This is a genomic window from Lysobacter sp. KIS68-7 (assembly GCF_021284745.1).
Taxonomy (GTDB): domain Bacteria; phylum Pseudomonadota; class Gammaproteobacteria; order Xanthomonadales; family Xanthomonadaceae; genus Noviluteimonas.
Map to the genome: position 1 here is coordinate 1,249,307 of NZ_CP089925.1, position 15,363 is coordinate 1,264,669.

The following is a 15,363-nucleotide window of genomic DNA, read 5'->3' on the forward strand; positions in this document are numbered from 1 at the left end:
CATGACCGCAATGGTGTGGGATTTCACCATCCAGACGCTGTCGGGGATCGTCGGGGTGTTCGTGGGCGTGTGGCTTGCGCTGGTGTTCGAGCGGCGCAAGCGCGTCCAGGACGCGGCCGAGGAAGAAGCGCGGGTGATGGGCGAGTTCGATCGCGTCTTCGACTCCATTGTCAGCAGCGTGATCAAGAACACCGCGGAAGCGAAGCGCCTGTTGCGCCTGCTCGGCACGCCGCGCTGCCCGGCGATGCTGCATGCCGACTTGGAAACGGCGGTGTGGTACGCGAGCCATGGGCAGTTCACGCAGTTGTGCCGCAACGTGGATGAGCGCGTGATCTTTGCGCAGTTCTTCGATGACGTGCGACGGCTGCAGGCCTTCCTCGACTTCCGCACCAACCTGCAGGTGTCCTTGCTCGAGCAGCGGCGGGACAAGGACGAATTCGACGTGCAGGTGTTGACGACGGATGTGGACAAGCACCTGGCGTCGCTGGCGGAGGATCTGCGATTCTGCGGCGTGCTGCTGGTGACGGATCATGGGAAGCCGGTGCACAAACGCTTGATGGGGATCCAGACGGAGGCGGCGCCGACATGAAGCATCGGGGGAGGGGGATCGTTGCGCTGGTGTTATGCGCGGCGAGTGCGGTGGCGTGTGCGGATGCACCGACGGATGCGGAGGTCGCGCAATTCCGCGCGCGCCTCGAAAGCACTTCGTCCTATCGCCTGCCTGCCGTGGACAAGCAACCCGCCGTGGCGATCAATGGGCCGTTCCTGTGCGTGACGGACGGCGACCACTCGGATTTTGGCGACGCGGAGAGCAGGGGGCCGTTCCAGTACGCCTGCAAGCCTGACGAACCGACGTTTGCGTCCTATCGCGACACGCTGGTCGCTACCTTTCGCCACAGCACGCCGCTGATGCGCCGGCTGCTACTGAGCCCGAAGCTCAAGCGACTCGAAATCCTGGTCGGCAGTCCCGTCAACGGCATGTCCCTGGGCGTGAAGGATGCCGATGGCAAGGATGTCTATCTGGTGGCGGCGAACGTGGCGGCCTTCGGCGTCGATGCGAAGCACGGTTACGAGACCTACCAGGCGTATTACGAAAGTTTCCAGACGCTTGCCGGCGGCGGCGAGCATCGCAACAAGACATTGATTGCGCAGCATCGCTACGCGCCCATGCCGAAGGGGCCGGAAGTGCACGTGACGCTGCGGCCAGGCGCGGATGAAAGCCTGCGCGGGCCGGTCGGGGTATTGCTGAAGATCCTGCACCACGAGCTGGGGCATTTCCTGCAGTCGTATGCGACGCCTGCTGCGATTGGGCTGCCGGGTGCGGGGGAAGACGACGATACCTGGCGCGATCCCTCGATTCCCGCGCTTATCTTCGACGCCGCGCCGAAGAACGGCCACAACGGCGACTTCGCGTTCGCTTCTTCGCGCGTGGAGGCTGCGCGCACCCGCACGTGCTTCGGACGCGAGCCGGTGTGTGGGACGCAACGCCACGCGGCGGGCGATCCGGGATTCGCCGCAGACCTGCAAGCCTTGTATGGTGGCACCGGGGTGCTCGATTCCGTCGCGTCGTGGAAACCCGACGAGGCGTTCTGCGAATGGCAGGCGTTCCTCGCGCTGGAGCCGGAGATGCAGTCCATCGTGATTGAGCCGGCGCCGGGGGTGGCGCATGCATCGATCGATGTCATTGCAGAGATGCGATCGTTCAAGAAGCGCAAGCAGGTGCTGGCATTCCTGGAGGAGCGGGGGAAGGTGTTGGAGGCGGCGTTGGCGGCGCCCTGAGCCGTTGTCCTATTCGCGAAGAGAAACGGCGCGCATCGATCCCACCGTATTGATCGGCTGTGAACCCTGTTTCACAGTCGGTGTATGCTCTACACCATCAGGACAACGCCGACCTTTGCGGCTTGGTTCGCCAGGTTGCGGGATCGAGCCGCGAAGCGGCAGATCGAAGCACGCGTCGATCGGTTGGCCCACGGCAACGCTGGACAGCACCGCGTGCTGACGGGCGGAATCGCGGAGCTCAAGCTGGATCTTGGGCCTGGCTACCGGTTGTATTACACGTATCGAAACGGACACGTCATCCTATTGCTTTGCGGAGGCAACAAGGCATCGCAGCAGCAGGACATCCGCCGGGCGCGCGGGTTGGCGGCAGGACTGGAAGAATGAGCATGGCAACCAAAACGCTACCTTGGGATACCGCGAGCCACCTTGTTTCGGAGGAGGATCGCCTCGGCTATCTCCTCGCGTGCCTGGAAGAAGCGCCCGAAGACGCTGCATTCTTTGCGCACGCCGTCGGCACTGTCGCGCGCTCGCGAAACATGAGCCAGTTGGCGCGCGACACGGGGCTGACGCGGGAAGGCCTGTACAAAGCATTGTCGGAGTTCGGCAATCCGAGCTTCGCCACTGTCTGGAAGGTCCTCCAGGCCCTCGGTTATCGACTGACTGTCGAGGCGATGGAGTCGCCAGTTGTAGTACAGCGAGTTGTTCGCAAAGCTCCTGTCCGTCCGGTTGCCAGCCTCGCCGCCAAGCGCGCCCCGCGCCCCGCGACCAAAACTTCGAAGCGAAAGAAATGACCACCCCCATCGACCTCCGCAGCGACACCGTCACCCGTCCCACCCCCGCCATGCGCGAGGCGATGCTGCGCGCCGACGTCGGCGACGACGTGTACGGCGAAGACCCCACCGTCAACGCATTGCAGGAACGCCTCGCCTCCGACCTCGGTTTCGAAGCGGGCCTGTTCGCGCCCAGCGGCACGCAGGCCAACCTCGTCGGCCTGCTCGCGCATTGCCAGCGCGGCGACGAATACATCGTCGGCATGGACGCGCACACCTACAAGTTCGAAGGCGGCGGCGCCGCGGTGTTCGGTTCGATCCAGCCGCAGCCGCTGCCGCAGAACGACGACGGCACGATGTCGCTCGCGGCGATCGAAGGCGCGATCAAGCCGGTCGATCCGCATTTCGCGCGGACCAAGATCCTGTGCCTGGAAGACACCTGGAATGGTCGGGCGTTGCCGCATAGCTATTTGCGCGACGCGCGTGCCTTGTGTGATCGCCGCGGTCTTGGCCTGCATCTCGATGGCGCGCGCCTCTTCAACGCGGCCGTCGCCGATGGCGTTCCGGCGCGCGAAATCACGAAGCATTTCGACAGCGTGTCCGTCTGTTTGTCGAAGGGCCTCGGTGCGCCGGTCGGCTCGGTCTTGCTGGGTTCGAAGGCGTTGATCGACAGTGCGCGTCGCTGGCGCAAGGTCGCCGGCGGCGGCATGCGCCAGGCGGGCCTGCTGGCCGCCGCGTGCATCTACGCGCTCGACCATCACGTCGAGCGCCTTGCCGACGATCACCGCCGCGCCGCGCAACTCGCAGAGGGTCTCAAGGGCCTCGAACACGTCCGAGTCGCCGCGCACCACACCAACATGGTGTTCATCGACGTACCGGCCGAACGCCTTGAAGCCTTCCGCAAACACATGGACGCCGCCAAGGTCCGCATGTCGATCGGCTACATGCCGCGCATCCGCATGGTGACGCACCTGGATATCGACGACGCGGCGATCGCGCGCACCATCGAGGTGTTCCGCGCGTTCAAGGGTTAAACCTGCACTGCCTTCACCCGCGCCGGCGACACATGCACGTTGCCCGGAACGACGAACCGCCACAAGTGTTCGGTTCCCACGCGAATGCCGACACGCGGCGTCGCGATCGGATGCAGCGGCGGATGCATCCCGTCATCGACGATGCGCGGCCCATCGCCTTTCACCAGATCGGCGCCATCGAGCGCCCCCGCAATCCCCAGCGCCTGCGTCAAACGCGCAGGCCCGCTGCACAACAAGCGCTCGGACACACCGCCGCGCGCGTCATGCATCTCCGGTAATCCCGCGATCGGCTCCAACGCGCGAATCAACACACCCGCACCCGGCGTCTTCTCCCACGCCACGGCATTCGCACACCAATGCATGCCGTAAGTGAAGTACACATACAGATGCCCCGGCTCGCCGAACATCGTGGCGTTGCGCGGCGTCTTGCCGCGATAGGTGTGCGCCGCAGGATCGATGCCCGCCAGGTAGGCCTCGACTTCGACGATGCGTCCCGCGCGCCCGTCGGGCATCGCGAGCACCTTGTTCAGCAGGTCCCGCGCAACGAGCGTGGTCTCGCGACGATAAAACGCGCGGGGCAGTCGGGTGCGACGCGTCGGCATGCTGCTGAGTCTAGCGCCCGCCGACCGACGGTCGGCCGACGCCCGCGGCCACCGGCGTTCACCCTTTCGCCCACCCTTGGGGCCAAGAGGATTCCGTCATGACACGCCAGCATCTTGCGGCCGCCCTGGCGGCCGCGCTCGTCACCACACTCGCCGGGTGCAACAAGCCGGCACCTTCTGCGGAAACCCCAGCCGGCGCATCCACCGCCGCCCCGGCCCCCGCCGCCACCGCCGCCGCCGCGCCCGCCTCCACCAGCGGTGAAGCGGCCGCCAAGCCCGCCCCGACCGATTTCGACCAACTCGCCAAGCGCGTCGTCGCCAACGCCAGCGTGAAGGAAGGCGAGGTGGTGTTGATCAACGGCCGCCCGCAGGACGCCGAATTGCTAGAAGACCTCGCCGTCGCCGTGCGCAGCGTCGGTGCGTTCCCGATGATCCTGCACAGCAGCGATCGTCTCTCCAAGCGCATGTTCTTCGACGTGCCGGAAAAATACGATACGCAGGCCGACGCGCTCGACGCCAAACTCGCCAGCATCGTCAACGTGGTCATCTCGCTGGGCAACGGCATGAGCGAGAACCTGTTCGAAGGCGCCGATCCGAAGCGCATGGCCGCGCGCGGCAAGGCGAACGAAGGCCTCGCGCAGCTGTACCTGAAGAACAACGTGCGCAACATCGAGCTCGGGAACAACCTGTATCCCACGCCCTGGCGCGCCGCACGCTTCGGCATGACCGAAGACGAATTGGCGAAGACTTTCTGGGACGGCGTGAACATCGATTACGCCGACCTGCAGAAGCGCGGCGGCGAAGTGAAGGCCGCGCTCGCCGCAGGCGATGAAGTGAAGCTCACGCATCCGAACGGCACCGACCTGACGGTGAAGATCAAGGGCCGTCCGATCCTGGTGAGCGACGGCATCATCTCCGCCGAAGACATGAAGGCCGGCGGCGCCGCGAACGCGGCCTACCTGCCTGCGGGCGAGGTCTACACGACGCCGGTGGCGGGCACCGCGAACGGCAAGCTGGTGAACTCCAAGTCGTTCTATCGCGGCAAGGAAATCGACAACCTCACGCTGACCTTCAAGGACGGCAAGATGACCTCGATGACCGGCGACGGCCCGGGCTTCGCGGACATGAAGGCCGAATACGACGCGGTCAGCGATCCGCGCAAGGACGAGTTCTCCTTCGTCGACCTCGGCATCAATCCCAGCGTGAAGCTGCCGGCCAGCAGCGCGGTCGGCAACTGGGTGCCCGCCGGCACGATCAGCGTCGGCACGGGGGGCAATACCTGGGCGGGCGGCAACAACAACGTGCCGTACGGCCAGACGGTTTCGCTGCCGGGCGCCACCGTGACATTGGATGGCAAGCCGATCATCGAAGGCGGCACGCTGAAGCTCTGAGTTCGGCTTCGGGCGCTAGACTCGGCGGGTCCTCCACGAAGGGCCCGCCATGCCGCGCCAGTACCTGCTCGTCGATTTCGAGAACGTGCAGCCCGCCAGCCTCGGTGCGCTGAAGCCGGGCGAGTGGGAGGTGCGCGTGTTCCATGGGCAGCACCAGACCAAAGTCGATGTCGTGCTGGCCAGGGAGCTGCAGCCCTTCGGCGTCCATGGCGATTACATCCCGATCGTCGGCAACGGCAAGGATGCGCTCGACTTCCATATCGCTTACTACATCGGCAAGTTTTCCACCGAGCACCCGGATGCGCGCTTCGTCATCGTCTCGCGCGATACGGGGTTCGACCCGCTGATCAAGCACCTGGAAACCAAGGGCATCGCGTGCAAGCGCGTGACGACCATCCCCGCGAAAGCGACCAAGGCGGCGGCGAAAGCGACGAAGCCCGCCGTCAAGGCGCCTGCCAAGCGCGCTGCAAAGAAGGTGGCCACGCCGCCCCGCTTCCAGGAAGTCGTCGAGCGGCTGGAAAAGATGAAGAAAGCGCGACCCGGGACAGTGAAGACCTTGCGTTCTTCGCTCGCCAGCTTCAAGCAGCCCTTCGCCGAGGGCGAGATCGACGCGATGCTGGAGGCCCTGCAACGCGCCGGCACCTTGAAGGTCGAAGGCAAGAAGATCACCTACGCCGCCTGAGCCTTTCGACGGCTTCACACCCCCAGCGCTAGGGTCGCCCGCCATGGCCGACGAACAGTACGACGACCGCCGCAAATACCCGCGCCAGCAAGTGGTGCGCGCGATCCTGGTGCGTCCCAACGGGCACAAGCTCGACGCGCAACTGCTCGACCTCTCGCTCGGCGGCGCGCGCGTGACCTTGCCGCAGCATTGGTCGCCGGAGAACGGTGCGGCGCTGCGCCTTTACTTCGAGAACGAAGACAAGCACGAGTCGATCACTCTGCGCGGGCACGTCACGCGCGTGGGCCTGGACGACCTCGGCGTGGAATTCGATCCGGCGCAGGAAGCCGACATCAAGGACCTGTTCGCTTCGCTGGGGCCGCGACAATGAAGCGCGTGCTGCTCCTTGCAACGGTGCTCGCGCTGGGCGTTGCGCAGGCCTCGCCCGCGGCGCTCATCGGCACATGGACGGGCACGTCGACCTGCACGCCGGGCGCCCGCGCCGCCTGCAAGAACGAAGTCGTCGTCTACCGCTTCGTGCGCCACGATGCGCAACACGCGTACCTGTACGCCGACAAGATCATCGCCGGCAAGCGCGAACCGATGGGCGCGCTCGACATGCAACTCGCCAACGGCGACCGCAGTGCGTCGAAACATTTCACGCACGGCAACACCTCGGGCACCTGGGCCTACACGATGGTCAGCGATACGGCGCTGTCGGGCACGCTGCGCGTGGATCCGGACAACGCCGTCGTGCGCAACGTGCAGGCGCATCGCGTCGACGACAAAGACGTGCCAGCCGCGCCCCCGATCGGCGACTACGGCACGCCCGACTGAACGCGCGCAGTCAGCGACCTGAATCATCCCGTTCCGCATGGATGAGCCAAGGCGCGTGAATTGACGAACGAGTAACGAAACGCGGCGCACCCTCCGGGCTCTTTCCAGAGAGAGGTGGTGGCATGACTCGCAAGACCCTGTTTTTTGCACTCCTGGCAATGACCAGCGGCGTCGCCTTCGCTCACGGCCCGGGCCAGGATCGATGGAAGTCCATGGACACCGACGGCAACGGCTCGGTCAGCAGCGCCGAACACGCCGCCGCTGCGACGAAGCGCTTCAACGACATGGATGCCGACCACGATGGCTTCGTGACCGCCGCCGAGATGGATGCGTCCCGCACCAAGATGGGCGGCGAGCACATGGACAAGATGTCCTCCGCCGACATGATCAAGGAGATGGACACCGATGGCGACGGCAAGCTCTCCGCCGCCGAGCATGACGCCAGTGCGGCGAGCATGTTCACGGCGATGGACAGCAACAAGGACGGCAGCGTGTCCAAGGACGAGATGAACGCCGCGAAGGCCAAGGTGCAGGTCGCCAAGGACCATCACTGACCTGATCTGACCTGACTGGATCAAGCCAGCCGACCCGACCCACTCCCGAAACGGCGGCTGAAGCAAACGATGGGCCTGCGCCGTTCCGCCTCGATGCGGAACGGCGCACGGCTTCGTGTGAAGGGAGATTAACGTGGGCGATGGTCCAATGCGGGGCAGGGGGAACGCCATGCCGCACCAGACATCCACGACCGGTCCGGCCGACGCGCGCGACTGGAAGCACGACGACGCCATCTATCGCCGCCTCGTCGGCGCAGTGCCCGATTACGCCATCTTCCTGCTCGATCCCGAGGGCTATGTGCGCAGCTGGAACGCCGGCGCGCAACAGATCAAGGGATACGACGAAAACGAGATCATCGGTCGCCACTTCTCGGCCTTCTATCCGCCCGAGCAGATCGAACGGCGCTGGCCCGACCACGAACTGAAGATGGCCCGCGAAACCGGGCGCTTCGAAGACGAAGGCTGGCGCGTCCGCAAGGACGGCACGCGGTTCTGGGCGAACGTGGTCATCACCCGCCTGCTCGACGACGACGGGCAGCTGCTCGGCTTCTCCAAGATCACCCGCGACCTCACCACGCGCCGCGAGCAGGAAGTCGCGTTGCGCTGGAGCGAGGAACGCTTCCGCCTGCTGGTGGAAGGCGTGCGCGACTACGCGATCTTCATGCTCGATCCTACCGGCCACGTGGCCAGCTGGAACATCGGCGCGCAACAGGCCAAGGGTTACACCCCGGAAGAAATCATCGGCCAGCACTTCTCGGTGTTCTACCCGCCGGAGGTAGTTGCCAGCGGCTGGCCCGAACGCGAGTTGGAAATCGCACTGGCCGAAGGCCGTTGCGAAGACGAGAACTGGCGCGTGCGCAAGGACGGCACGCGCTTCTGGGCCAGCGTCGTGATCACCGCGCTGTACGACGCGTCAGGCAAGCACATCGGCTTCGCCAAGGTCACGCGCGATCTCACCGACAAGCGCCGCGTGCTGGCGTTGGAAGACGAAGGCCGTCGCGTCACGACCTTCCTGGCGATGCTGGGGCACGAGCTGCGCAATCCCCTTGCGCCGATCTCCAACGCCGTTTCGATCATGCAGCTGGAGCCACTCGAATCCGAGCGCCTGCGTATGTGCCGCGACGTGATCGCGCGCCAGGTGCAACAGATGACGCGCCTGGTGGACGACCTGCTCGACGTCGGTCGCATCACGGCGGGGAAGATCCACCTCGACATGCAACCGGTCGAACTCGGTGACGTGTTGCGCGAAGCCATCGAAACCAGCGAGCCCTTCGCGCGCAGCCGTGCGCAGGCGCTCACGCTCGATGCTTCCGCGGCGCCGGCCTGGGTCGCGGGCGATCGCACGCGCCTGTTGCAGATCGCCAGCAACCTGATCGGCAACGCCACCAAGTTCACCCAGCGCAACGGAACGATTGCGGCAACGCTGCGCTGCAGCGGGCCCTACGTGGAATTCAGCGTGCTGGACAACGGGCCGGGCATCGCGCCGCATCGCTTGCGCGATGTCTTCCGCCTGTTCGTGCAGGGCGACCAGGATGCCGCGCGCTCGCAGGGCGGGCTCGGACTGGGCCTGAGCCTGGTGCAGCAGTTGGTGACCTTGCACGGTGGCGAGGTCAGTGCGTACAGCGCAGGCCTGGGCAAGGGCGCGGAATTCATCGTGCGCCTGCCCTTGGTCAAGGCGCCGACCGCGAGCGTGACGGCGACTGTGGATGCTGCGGCCGCACGGGCGCGCAGCGTGCTGGTGGTCGATGACAACCGCGATGCGGCCATCACGTTGGCGGCGCTGCTGCAGCAGATGGGGTACCGCACGCAAACCGCGCATGACGCGCATGCCGCGCTCGAAGCGATGCGCGCGCAACGCCCGGACCTGGCGATCCTCGACATCGGCCTGCCGCAGATCGACGGCATGGCGCTCGCGCACCTGATCCACGCGGAATTCGGGGAATCGTTGCCGCTGATGGCGCTGACGGGTTACGGGCAGGAGTCCGATCGCGATGCCGCTTTCCACGCCGGCTTCAGCGAATACCTGACCAAGCCGCTCGCACCGGAATCCTTGTCCGACGCGCTCGTGCGCATCTTCCCGGATTGATCGAAGGCCTCAGCGCCGCGTGACGAATTCGCGCCGCACCCACTGGTCGATCATCCGCTTCTCGTAGCGCAGCGTGTCCGACGAGGGCAGCGGCGGCGGGCTCATCAGGTACGCGAGGTCGGCAAGCTTGCGATCGCCTTCGGCGACCACGTTGCCGTTCGCATCCAGGTGGCGGAAGCGCAGTTGGATGCGCGGCGGGTAGGTATCGCGCAGGATGCGCAGGTCGCTCGTCGCGCCGTAACTCCACTCGTATTGCCCCGCGCGCTGGATGTCGAGGATCTGCACGTCGACCTTGTCGCCTGCGGGGACCGCGCGTGCGGTGCTCGCGGCCATGTAGTCGGCGAGCTTCACCACCCAATCGCCTTCGGAGGCGAGTCTGGGGTTAGTGCTGTAGCGGATCTCGGTGAATTGCGCCGGGTCGGTCCAGGAGACGGTGACGGGGGTGCCTTCGCCGACGGCGTGGGGCAGGGCAGGATCGGTGACCCGCGTGATCCCGCCCGTGGCACAGGCGGTCAGCACCCCGGCCAGGGCCAGGCTGAGGAGGCGATGGGACTTCATGGCGGGACTCCGGAAACGCGGGGGACGCATACAAGAGTGTGTGTCCGGGCGGGCCGGGGTTCAACGCGCCCCGGCCGTCCTTATTGCCGGGTTCAGCGTCTTGACGGCCGCTTGATGAACACGGGTCCAGCCTGCCGCGATTCCCCCGACCGGAGTGCGTCATGAACACCGCTGCGATCCGCGTTTTCGGCATGGCCCTGGCCCTGGGTTCCCTGCTCATCGGGACCTGCGCCGCGCACGGGCAATACAACCCGACCACCACCACGCCGCGCACCAACAACCCCGTGCCTGCGTCCGTGCGCTTGCCGCAGAGCGCCGAGCAGCGCCTGGCGGCGATGGACAAGGACGGCAACGGCACGATCAGCGAAGACGAATACGAAGACGCCATGCGCAACGTCTTCCGCGACCTCGATGCCGACCACAACAATCGCGTCAGCGCCGACGAACTCTCCAGCGCGAGCGCGCCGCAGCAACAAGGCATGCTCTCCCCGGCCGATCGCATCCGTCGCATCGACATGAACAACGACGGCGAACTCACCGAGGAAGAACTCAATCGCGGCGCGGAGAAGGCCTTCCACATCCTGGACACCAACGGCGACGACGCCCTGGACCTGGGCGAGCTGAAATCCGGCGGCGGTTGATCCACGCGCCTCCGGCCCGGCTAGACTGCCCCCCAGCGATCCCTGGGGGGAGGCGATGGCCGGTCCGGAGGGCGACACCTACAGCGAGCACCCGGGCCCGGCGGACGACGTCGTGGCCGAAGGGGGCTTCCGCGCCCGGCTCACCGAGCTGTTGGCCGAAGTCTCGCGCGAGGCGCTGGAAGGCGAAGACCTCGAAGCCGTGCTGCGCCACATCGTCGATTGCCTCGTGCGCAACCTGCCCGTGGGCATCGCCAGCATCATCCTCCTCGACGACGAAGGCACCACCTTCATCCAGGAGGTGTGGGCCGGCGAACTTGCGCTGTCCTCGACCGACCTCGCGCCGAACTGGCCGGTGACCATCGGTGCGGCCGGGCGCTGCGCGCGCACCGGGCAGGCGCAACTGATCACCGACGTCGCCACGGATCCGGACTACGTGCCGGGCAACCCGGCCGTGCTGTCGGAATACCTGGTGCCGATCCGCCATCGTGCGCGCCTGCATGGCGTGCTCAACATCGAAACCACGCGCGCGGATTTCTTCGATGCGCAGGCGCGCAGCGTGTTCGACGCGATCGCGGTGCAGGTCGCCGGCGCGATCCATCTCTCCCGCGTGGTGGCCGAACTCGAAACGGCCAATCGCAAGCTCGAACTGCTGTCGATGATGGACGGCCTGACCGGCATTGCGAACCGCCGCTGCTTCGACCAGCGCCTGGCGGCCGAGTGGGAATGGCTGCAGGGCGAAGGCCGCGAGCTGGCGCTGGTGCTCGTCGACGCCGATGCGTTCAAGCCGCTCAACGATGCGCACGGACACTTGTACGGCGATGAATGCCTGCGCGAACTCGCGCGCATCTGCACGCGCTTTGCCGACGGGCCCGATGATCTCGTCGCGCGCTTCGGTGGCGAGGAGCTCGTGTTGCTGTTGCCGGGACGCGACCTCACGGCCGCTTCCACGCTGGCCGAATGGATCCGGCGCGAAGTGGAAGCCGTGGCGATGCCGCATACCAATTCGCAGGTGGCGCCCTACGTGACCGTGAGTGCCGGGGTGAGCGCCGTGCGCCCCACCAAGGCCGTTTCGCCCGAGCACTTGATCGATGCCGCCGACCGCGCGCTGTATGCGGCCAAGGCGCAGGGCCGCAATCGCGTGGTGGTGCGTTCGGTCGTGTGATTGCCCCGAATGCGGGACGGTGATTCCGCGTTATCCAGTCTTATCGCTGTCGCCATCTGCCTCTAGCCTTGGTCGTCCCCGTTCTCCCCCAAACGAGGTCGACCATGCGCTCGAATCGACGCCGCGGTGTCATCGCCGCTCTTTCCCGTTTCCTCCGCCAGATGTTCGCCCCTCGTGCCGCCAGGAGTGTCGGCGAGCTGGGATGAACGATGCCGGGCGAGTTCTGTACGATCCGCGGATGGCCGACTCCGTCGTTACCGTCCGCAACGTCAGCAAGACCTACGCTGGCGGCTTCCAGGCACTGAAGCATGTCGACCTCGACATCCACCGTGGCGAAATCTTCGCGCTGCTCGGCCCGAACGGCGCGGGCAAGACGACGCTGATCAGCATCATCTGCGGCATCGTCAACGCGAGTTCCGGCACGGTGCATGTCGACGGACACGACATCGGTCCCGATTACCGCGCGGCGCGCAGCCGCATCGGGCTGGTGCCGCAGGAGCTGTCGACGGACACCTTCGAAACCGTATGGGCCACGCTGAACTTCAGCCGTGGCCTGTTCGGCAAGAAGCCGGATCCCGCGCACCTGGAGCGCGTGCTGCGCGACCTGTCGCTGTGGGACAAGAAGGATTCGAAGATCATGGCGCTCTCCGGCGGCATGAAGCGCCGCGTGCTGATCGCCAAGGCGCTCGCGCACGAACCGGAGATCCTGTTCCTCGACGAACCCACCGCGGGCGTCGACGTCGAACTGCGCCACGACATGTGGCAGATGGTGCGCAGGCTGCAGGAGCAGGGCACGACGATCATCCTCACCACGCACTACATCGAAGAAGCGGAGGAGATGGCCGATCGCATCGGCGTCATCCGCAAGGGCGAGCTGATCCTCGTGGAAGAGAAGGCGCGCCTGATGCGCAAGTTGGGCAGCAAGCAGCTGGCGATCCAGTTGCAGTCGCCGCTCGAGCGCATTCCGGATGCGCTGGCGGATCTTCCGCTGTCCTTGTCCGAGGATGGGCAATCGCTGGTCTATACGTTCGACACGCAGGCGGATGAAACCGGCATCGCGCCGCTGCTGCGTCGATTGAACGAGCAAGGCATCGACTTCAAGGACCTGCATTCGAGCGAGACCTCGCTCGAGGACATCTTCGTCAGCCTGGTGAGGCAAACGGCATGATCGTGAATACCCATGCGATCAAGGCCATCTACAGGTTCGAGATGGCGCGCACATTCCGCACGACGCTGGAAAGCATCCTGTCGCCGGTGCTGTCGACGTCGCTGTACTTCATCGTCTTCGGCGCGGCGATCGGCTCGCGCATGGGCGACGTGGGTGGCGTGAGCTACGGGGCCTTCATCATCCCCGGGCTGATCATGCTGTCCTTGCTCAACGAGAGCATTTCCAACGCGTCCTTCGGCATCTACCTGCCAAAGTGGTCGGGCACGATCTTCGAACTGCTGTCGGCGCCGGTGTCCTACCTGGAGGCGGTGATCGGCTACGTCGGTGCGGCGGCGACCAAGTCGCTGATGCTCGGCGTGCTGATCCTGGTCACGGCGCGGGCCTTCGTGCCCTACGAAATCCAGCATCCGTTCTGGATGCTGTGCTTCCTGTTCCTCACGGCGATCACCTTCAGCCTGTTCGGTTTCATCATCGGCATCTGGGCGGACAGCTTCCAGCGCCTGCAGGTGATCCCGTTGCTGATCATCACGCCGCTCACCTTCCTCGGCGGCGCGTTCTATTCGATCGACATGCTGCCCGAGCCGTGGCGTACGTTCACGCTGGTCAATCCGGTGGTGTATCTCATCAGCGGGATGCGCTGGAGTTTCTACGGCATCTCGGACGTCAACGTGGGATTGAGCGCCGCTGCAATCGTCGGCTTCCTGATCCTGTGCCTGCTGACCGTGTGGTGGATCTTCCGAACGGGCTACAAGCTCAAGGCGTGAAGCGGAGCAGGGTCGCCGTGAACCAGCGCGCTGCCGCGACTTCCCGTTGGACGTGCTCGCGGTAGAGGTCGGCGGGGAGCGGTTGCTCCATTTCGTGGCGCGCGATGTTGCAGTGACGACACGCGGCGACGATGTTGCGACGTTCCTCGCCGCCGTCGCGACGCGCCACCATGTGCTCCGCGGTGCACTGGAAATGGCCGCAGTCTTCCAGACGCAGGCCGTGTTGTTCGGCGAAGCCGGCGGGGTTCTTCGACCACATCGGCGCGTTGCAGTAGTGGCAGCGGTGTTGCTGGCGACGCGCCGCGACCTTTCGAAAGCGCCGGAGCTTGTGGTTGTTGGCCATGGCTGCCGTCGATCAGGCGCCCACGCGCTTGCGCACGATGTCGATGTCGCGCACGGGGCGCACTTCGATGCAGCCCGTCTGCGCCCAGGGGAATTCGGCGGCGATGCGCACGGCTTCCTCGATGTCGTCGGCTTCGATCAGGTTGAAGCCGCCAAGCAATTCCTTCGTCTCCGCGAACGGACCATCGATCACGCTGGTCTTGCCGTTGCGGATGCGCACGGCGCGCGCCGTCGACGGCGCTTCCAGTTGCTGGAAACCGAGCAGCGTGCCGTCGCGCTGCAGTTCGTCGGCGTGTTCCAGGCACGACTTCATCATCGTGTCGTAACGGCCGGGCGGCAGCGCGTCCATCAATTCGGTGTCGGTGTAGACCAGCAGCAGGAACTGCATCGGCGGACTCCGTGGCGTGCGATCAGTCTTGCTGTTCGGTCGGCGAAAGGAACCAGGCTTCCACCTTGCCCTTCACCTTCATCGTCATCGGCTGGCCGTGGCGGTCCAGCGACTTGCCCACCGGCAGGCGCACCCAGCCTTCGCTGATGCAGTATTCCTCGACGTTGTGACGCTCCACGCCGTTGAACTTGATGCCGATGCCGCGCTCGAGCGCGGAGGCGTCATGGAACTTGCTGCGCGGGTCGTTGGAGAGGTGGTCGGGGGGCGTGTCGGTCATGGCGGGCGGTGCTTGGTTGGAAAGCCCGCATTCTACGGCGCCTCGCCGCGCCCTTGCGCCTTGGCCCGCGCGATCACGCGGTGGACCAGCTCGCGGTCCGCATGGCGGGAGATTGCGACGACCCCGAGGACGATCGCGCGTTCACGCATCTCGGCATCCACGTCGTAGTGGGCCCCGCTGGTCTTGTCCTGGAAGGCGCGGCGCGGCATGCCCAGCGCCTGCGCCATCGCATGGAGCTCGTCCAGGGTGTCGGCCATCAGGTGCGCCCAGCGGCGGCCGCGCCAGAGGGTCACCGCGTTGTCGACGTAGACCGTCATGCGGCGCAGGATGGCCGCCGGCATTGCATCTT

At 65.8% G+C, this 15,363-nt stretch carries 20 protein-coding genes and 1 pseudogene; 15 read left to right on the plus strand and 6 right to left on the minus strand.

What is annotated here, in order from left to right:
* Nucleotide 1: 1 nt before the first annotated feature.
* The 5 genes and pseudogenes from LVB87_RS05925 to ltaE all read left to right on the plus strand — a co-directional run bounded on the left by LVB87_RS05925 (nucleotide 2) and on the right by ltaE (nucleotide 3,583).
* A complete protein-coding gene (locus tag LVB87_RS05925; protein WP_232899971.1) occupies nucleotides 2-589 on the plus strand; it encodes a hypothetical protein in 588 nt (195 codons plus the stop codon).
* 182 nt (nucleotides 590-771) lie between these two features.
* Nucleotides 772-1,779 (plus strand): hypothetical protein, encoded by a 1,008-nt coding sequence (locus LVB87_RS05930; protein WP_232899972.1) that lies wholly within the window; start codon nucleotides 772-774, stop codon nucleotides 1,777-1,779.
* Nucleotides 1,780-1,863: 84 nt separating this feature from the next.
* Nucleotides 1,864-2,163, plus strand: coding sequence for a type II toxin-antitoxin system RelE/ParE family toxin (locus LVB87_RS05935; RefSeq protein ID WP_232899973.1), 300 nt, complete (start codon nucleotides 1,864-1,866; stop codon nucleotides 2,161-2,163).
* A 2-nt stretch (nucleotides 2,164-2,165) separates the two neighbouring features.
* Nucleotides 2,166-2,444 (plus strand): annotated as a pseudogene (locus LVB87_RS05940) (addiction module antidote protein); the annotation flags it as partial.
* A 122-nt stretch (nucleotides 2,445-2,566) separates the two neighbouring features.
* The gene (gene ltaE / locus LVB87_RS05945; RefSeq protein ID WP_232899974.1) at nucleotides 2,567-3,583 is read left to right on the plus strand and encodes a low-specificity L-threonine aldolase; all 1,017 of its coding nucleotides are present in this window, start codon (nucleotides 2,567-2,569) and stop codon (nucleotides 3,581-3,583) included.
* On the opposite strand, the gene LVB87_RS05950 is transcribed toward ltaE, so the two are convergent.
* The gene (locus LVB87_RS05950) at nucleotides 3,580-4,185 is read right to left on the minus strand and encodes a DNA-3-methyladenine glycosylase (RefSeq protein ID WP_232899975.1); all 606 of its coding nucleotides are present in this window, start codon (nucleotides 4,183-4,185) and stop codon (nucleotides 3,580-3,582) included. The genes ltaE and LVB87_RS05950 overlap by 4 nt on opposite strands.
* A gap of 98 nt (nucleotides 4,186-4,283) precedes the next feature.
* Here LVB87_RS05950 and LVB87_RS05955 point away from each other — a divergent pair, with 98 nt between their 5' ends.
* The 6 genes from LVB87_RS05955 to LVB87_RS05980 all read left to right on the plus strand — a co-directional run bounded on the left by LVB87_RS05955 (nucleotide 4,284) and on the right by LVB87_RS05980 (nucleotide 9,714).
* Complete coding sequence (locus LVB87_RS05955; RefSeq protein ID WP_232899976.1) at nucleotides 4,284-5,576, plus strand: aminopeptidase; 1,293 nt, start codon at nucleotides 4,284-4,286, stop codon at nucleotides 5,574-5,576.
* Nucleotides 5,577-5,625: 49 nt separating this feature from the next.
* Nucleotides 5,626-6,258, plus strand: coding sequence for a PIN domain-containing protein (locus tag LVB87_RS05960; protein WP_232899977.1), 633 nt, complete (start codon nucleotides 5,626-5,628; stop codon nucleotides 6,256-6,258).
* Nucleotides 6,259-6,301: 43 nt separating this feature from the next.
* On the plus strand, nucleotides 6,302-6,628 hold the full coding sequence (locus LVB87_RS05965; RefSeq protein WP_232899978.1) for a PilZ domain-containing protein: 327 nt from the start codon (nucleotides 6,302-6,304) through the stop codon (nucleotides 6,626-6,628).
* Between the two features lie 5 nt (nucleotides 6,629-6,633).
* Nucleotides 6,634-7,074 carry a hypothetical protein gene (locus tag LVB87_RS05970; RefSeq protein ID WP_232899979.1) on the plus strand — a complete coding sequence of 147 codons (441 nt, stop codon included), beginning with the start codon at nucleotides 6,634-6,636 and terminating at the stop codon, nucleotides 7,072-7,074.
* A gap of 122 nt (nucleotides 7,075-7,196) precedes the next feature.
* Nucleotides 7,197-7,628 (plus strand): EF-hand domain-containing protein, encoded by a 432-nt coding sequence (locus tag LVB87_RS05975; RefSeq protein WP_232899980.1) that lies wholly within the window; start codon nucleotides 7,197-7,199, stop codon nucleotides 7,626-7,628.
* Nucleotides 7,629-7,797: 169 nt separating this feature from the next.
* Entirely contained in the window at nucleotides 7,798-9,714 is a 1,917-nt protein-coding gene (locus LVB87_RS05980) for a PAS domain-containing sensor histidine kinase (protein WP_232899981.1), read from the plus strand.
* Between the two features lie 9 nt (nucleotides 9,715-9,723).
* Here the strand turns inward: LVB87_RS05980 and LVB87_RS05985 are convergent, their stop codons facing one another.
* Nucleotides 9,724-10,272 (minus strand): DUF3016 domain-containing protein, encoded by a 549-nt coding sequence (locus LVB87_RS05985; protein ID WP_232899982.1) that lies wholly within the window; start codon nucleotides 10,270-10,272, stop codon nucleotides 9,724-9,726.
* A gap of 161 nt (nucleotides 10,273-10,433) precedes the next feature.
* Here LVB87_RS05985 and LVB87_RS05990 point away from each other — a divergent pair, with 161 nt between their 5' ends.
* The 4 genes from LVB87_RS05990 to LVB87_RS06005 all read left to right on the plus strand — a co-directional run bounded on the left by LVB87_RS05990 (nucleotide 10,434) and on the right by LVB87_RS06005 (nucleotide 14,007).
* Complete coding sequence (locus tag LVB87_RS05990; protein WP_232899983.1) at nucleotides 10,434-10,913, plus strand: hypothetical protein; 480 nt, start codon at nucleotides 10,434-10,436, stop codon at nucleotides 10,911-10,913.
* Between the two features lie 55 nt (nucleotides 10,914-10,968).
* A complete protein-coding gene (locus tag LVB87_RS05995) occupies nucleotides 10,969-12,075 on the plus strand; it encodes a diguanylate cyclase (protein ID WP_232899984.1) in 1,107 nt (368 codons plus the stop codon).
* A gap of 238 nt (nucleotides 12,076-12,313) precedes the next feature.
* Nucleotides 12,314-13,243, plus strand: coding sequence for an ABC transporter ATP-binding protein (locus LVB87_RS06000; RefSeq protein ID WP_232899985.1), 930 nt, complete (start codon nucleotides 12,314-12,316; stop codon nucleotides 13,241-13,243).
* 2 nt (nucleotides 13,244-13,245) lie between these two features.
* Nucleotides 13,246-14,007, plus strand: coding sequence for an ABC transporter permease (locus LVB87_RS06005; protein ID WP_232900489.1), 762 nt, complete (start codon nucleotides 13,246-13,248; stop codon nucleotides 14,005-14,007).
* On the opposite strand, the gene LVB87_RS06010 is transcribed toward LVB87_RS06005, so the two are convergent.
* The 4 genes from LVB87_RS06010 to LVB87_RS06025 are packed head-to-tail and all read right to left on the minus strand — an operon-like array spanning nucleotide 13,997 to nucleotide 15,331.
* On the minus strand, nucleotides 13,997-14,350 hold the full coding sequence (locus LVB87_RS06010) for an HNH endonuclease (RefSeq protein ID WP_232899986.1): 354 nt from the start codon (nucleotides 14,348-14,350) through the stop codon (nucleotides 13,997-13,999). The genes LVB87_RS06005 and LVB87_RS06010 overlap by 11 nt on opposite strands.
* A gap of 12 nt (nucleotides 14,351-14,362) precedes the next feature.
* Entirely contained in the window at nucleotides 14,363-14,737 is a 375-nt protein-coding gene (locus tag LVB87_RS06015; protein WP_232899987.1) for a YciI family protein, read from the minus strand.
* A 22-nt stretch (nucleotides 14,738-14,759) separates the two neighbouring features.
* Nucleotides 14,760-15,014 (minus strand): DUF3297 family protein, encoded by a 255-nt coding sequence (locus LVB87_RS06020; protein ID WP_232899988.1) that lies wholly within the window; start codon nucleotides 15,012-15,014, stop codon nucleotides 14,760-14,762.
* A gap of 32 nt (nucleotides 15,015-15,046) precedes the next feature.
* The gene (locus LVB87_RS06025) at nucleotides 15,047-15,331 is read right to left on the minus strand and encodes a DUF4031 domain-containing protein (RefSeq protein ID WP_232900491.1); all 285 of its coding nucleotides are present in this window, start codon (nucleotides 15,329-15,331) and stop codon (nucleotides 15,047-15,049) included.
* Nucleotides 15,332-15,363 lie beyond the last annotated feature (32 nt).

What these genes read in the sequence shown, in the direction of transcription:
- LVB87_RS05925 (WP_232899971.1), top strand. Translation starts at nt 2, where the DNA reads ATGACCGCAATGGTGTGGGATTTCACCATCCAGACGCTGTCGGGGATC.
- LVB87_RS05935 (WP_232899973.1), top strand. Translation starts at nt 1,864, where the DNA reads ATGCTCTACACCATCAGGACAACGCCGACCTTTGCGGCTTGGTTCGCC.
- ltaE (WP_232899974.1), top strand. Translation starts at nt 2,567, where the DNA reads ATGACCACCCCCATCGACCTCCGCAGCGACACCGTCACCCGTCCCACC.
- LVB87_RS05950 (WP_232899975.1), bottom strand. Translation starts at nt 4,185, where the DNA reads ATGCCGACGCGTCGCACCCGACTGCCCCGCGCGTTTTATCGTCGCGAG.
- LVB87_RS05955 (WP_232899976.1), top strand. Translation starts at nt 4,284, where the DNA reads ATGACACGCCAGCATCTTGCGGCCGCCCTGGCGGCCGCGCTCGTCACC.
- LVB87_RS05960 (WP_232899977.1), top strand. Translation starts at nt 5,626, where the DNA reads ATGCCGCGCCAGTACCTGCTCGTCGATTTCGAGAACGTGCAGCCCGCC.
- LVB87_RS05965 (WP_232899978.1), top strand. Translation starts at nt 6,302, where the DNA reads ATGGCCGACGAACAGTACGACGACCGCCGCAAATACCCGCGCCAGCAA.
- LVB87_RS05975 (WP_232899980.1), top strand. Translation starts at nt 7,197, where the DNA reads ATGACTCGCAAGACCCTGTTTTTTGCACTCCTGGCAATGACCAGCGGC.
- LVB87_RS05980 (WP_232899981.1), top strand. Translation starts at nt 7,798, where the DNA reads ATGCCGCACCAGACATCCACGACCGGTCCGGCCGACGCGCGCGACTGG.
- LVB87_RS05985 (WP_232899982.1), bottom strand. Translation starts at nt 10,272, where the DNA reads ATGAAGTCCCATCGCCTCCTCAGCCTGGCCCTGGCCGGGGTGCTGACC.
- LVB87_RS05990 (WP_232899983.1), top strand. Translation starts at nt 10,434, where the DNA reads ATGAACACCGCTGCGATCCGCGTTTTCGGCATGGCCCTGGCCCTGGGT.
- LVB87_RS05995 (WP_232899984.1), top strand. Translation starts at nt 10,969, where the DNA reads ATGGCCGGTCCGGAGGGCGACACCTACAGCGAGCACCCGGGCCCGGCG.
- LVB87_RS06000 (WP_232899985.1), top strand. Translation starts at nt 12,314, where the DNA reads ATGGCCGACTCCGTCGTTACCGTCCGCAACGTCAGCAAGACCTACGCT.
- LVB87_RS06010 (WP_232899986.1), bottom strand. Translation starts at nt 14,350, where the DNA reads ATGGCCAACAACCACAAGCTCCGGCGCTTTCGAAAGGTCGCGGCGCGT.
- LVB87_RS06015 (WP_232899987.1), bottom strand. Translation starts at nt 14,737, where the DNA reads ATGCAGTTCCTGCTGCTGGTCTACACCGACACCGAATTGATGGACGCG.
- LVB87_RS06020 (WP_232899988.1), bottom strand. Translation starts at nt 15,014, where the DNA reads ATGACCGACACGCCCCCCGACCACCTCTCCAACGACCCGCGCAGCAAG.
- LVB87_RS06025 (WP_232900491.1), bottom strand. Translation starts at nt 15,331, where the DNA reads ATGACGGTCTACGTCGACAACGCGGTGACCCTCTGGCGCGGCCGCCGC.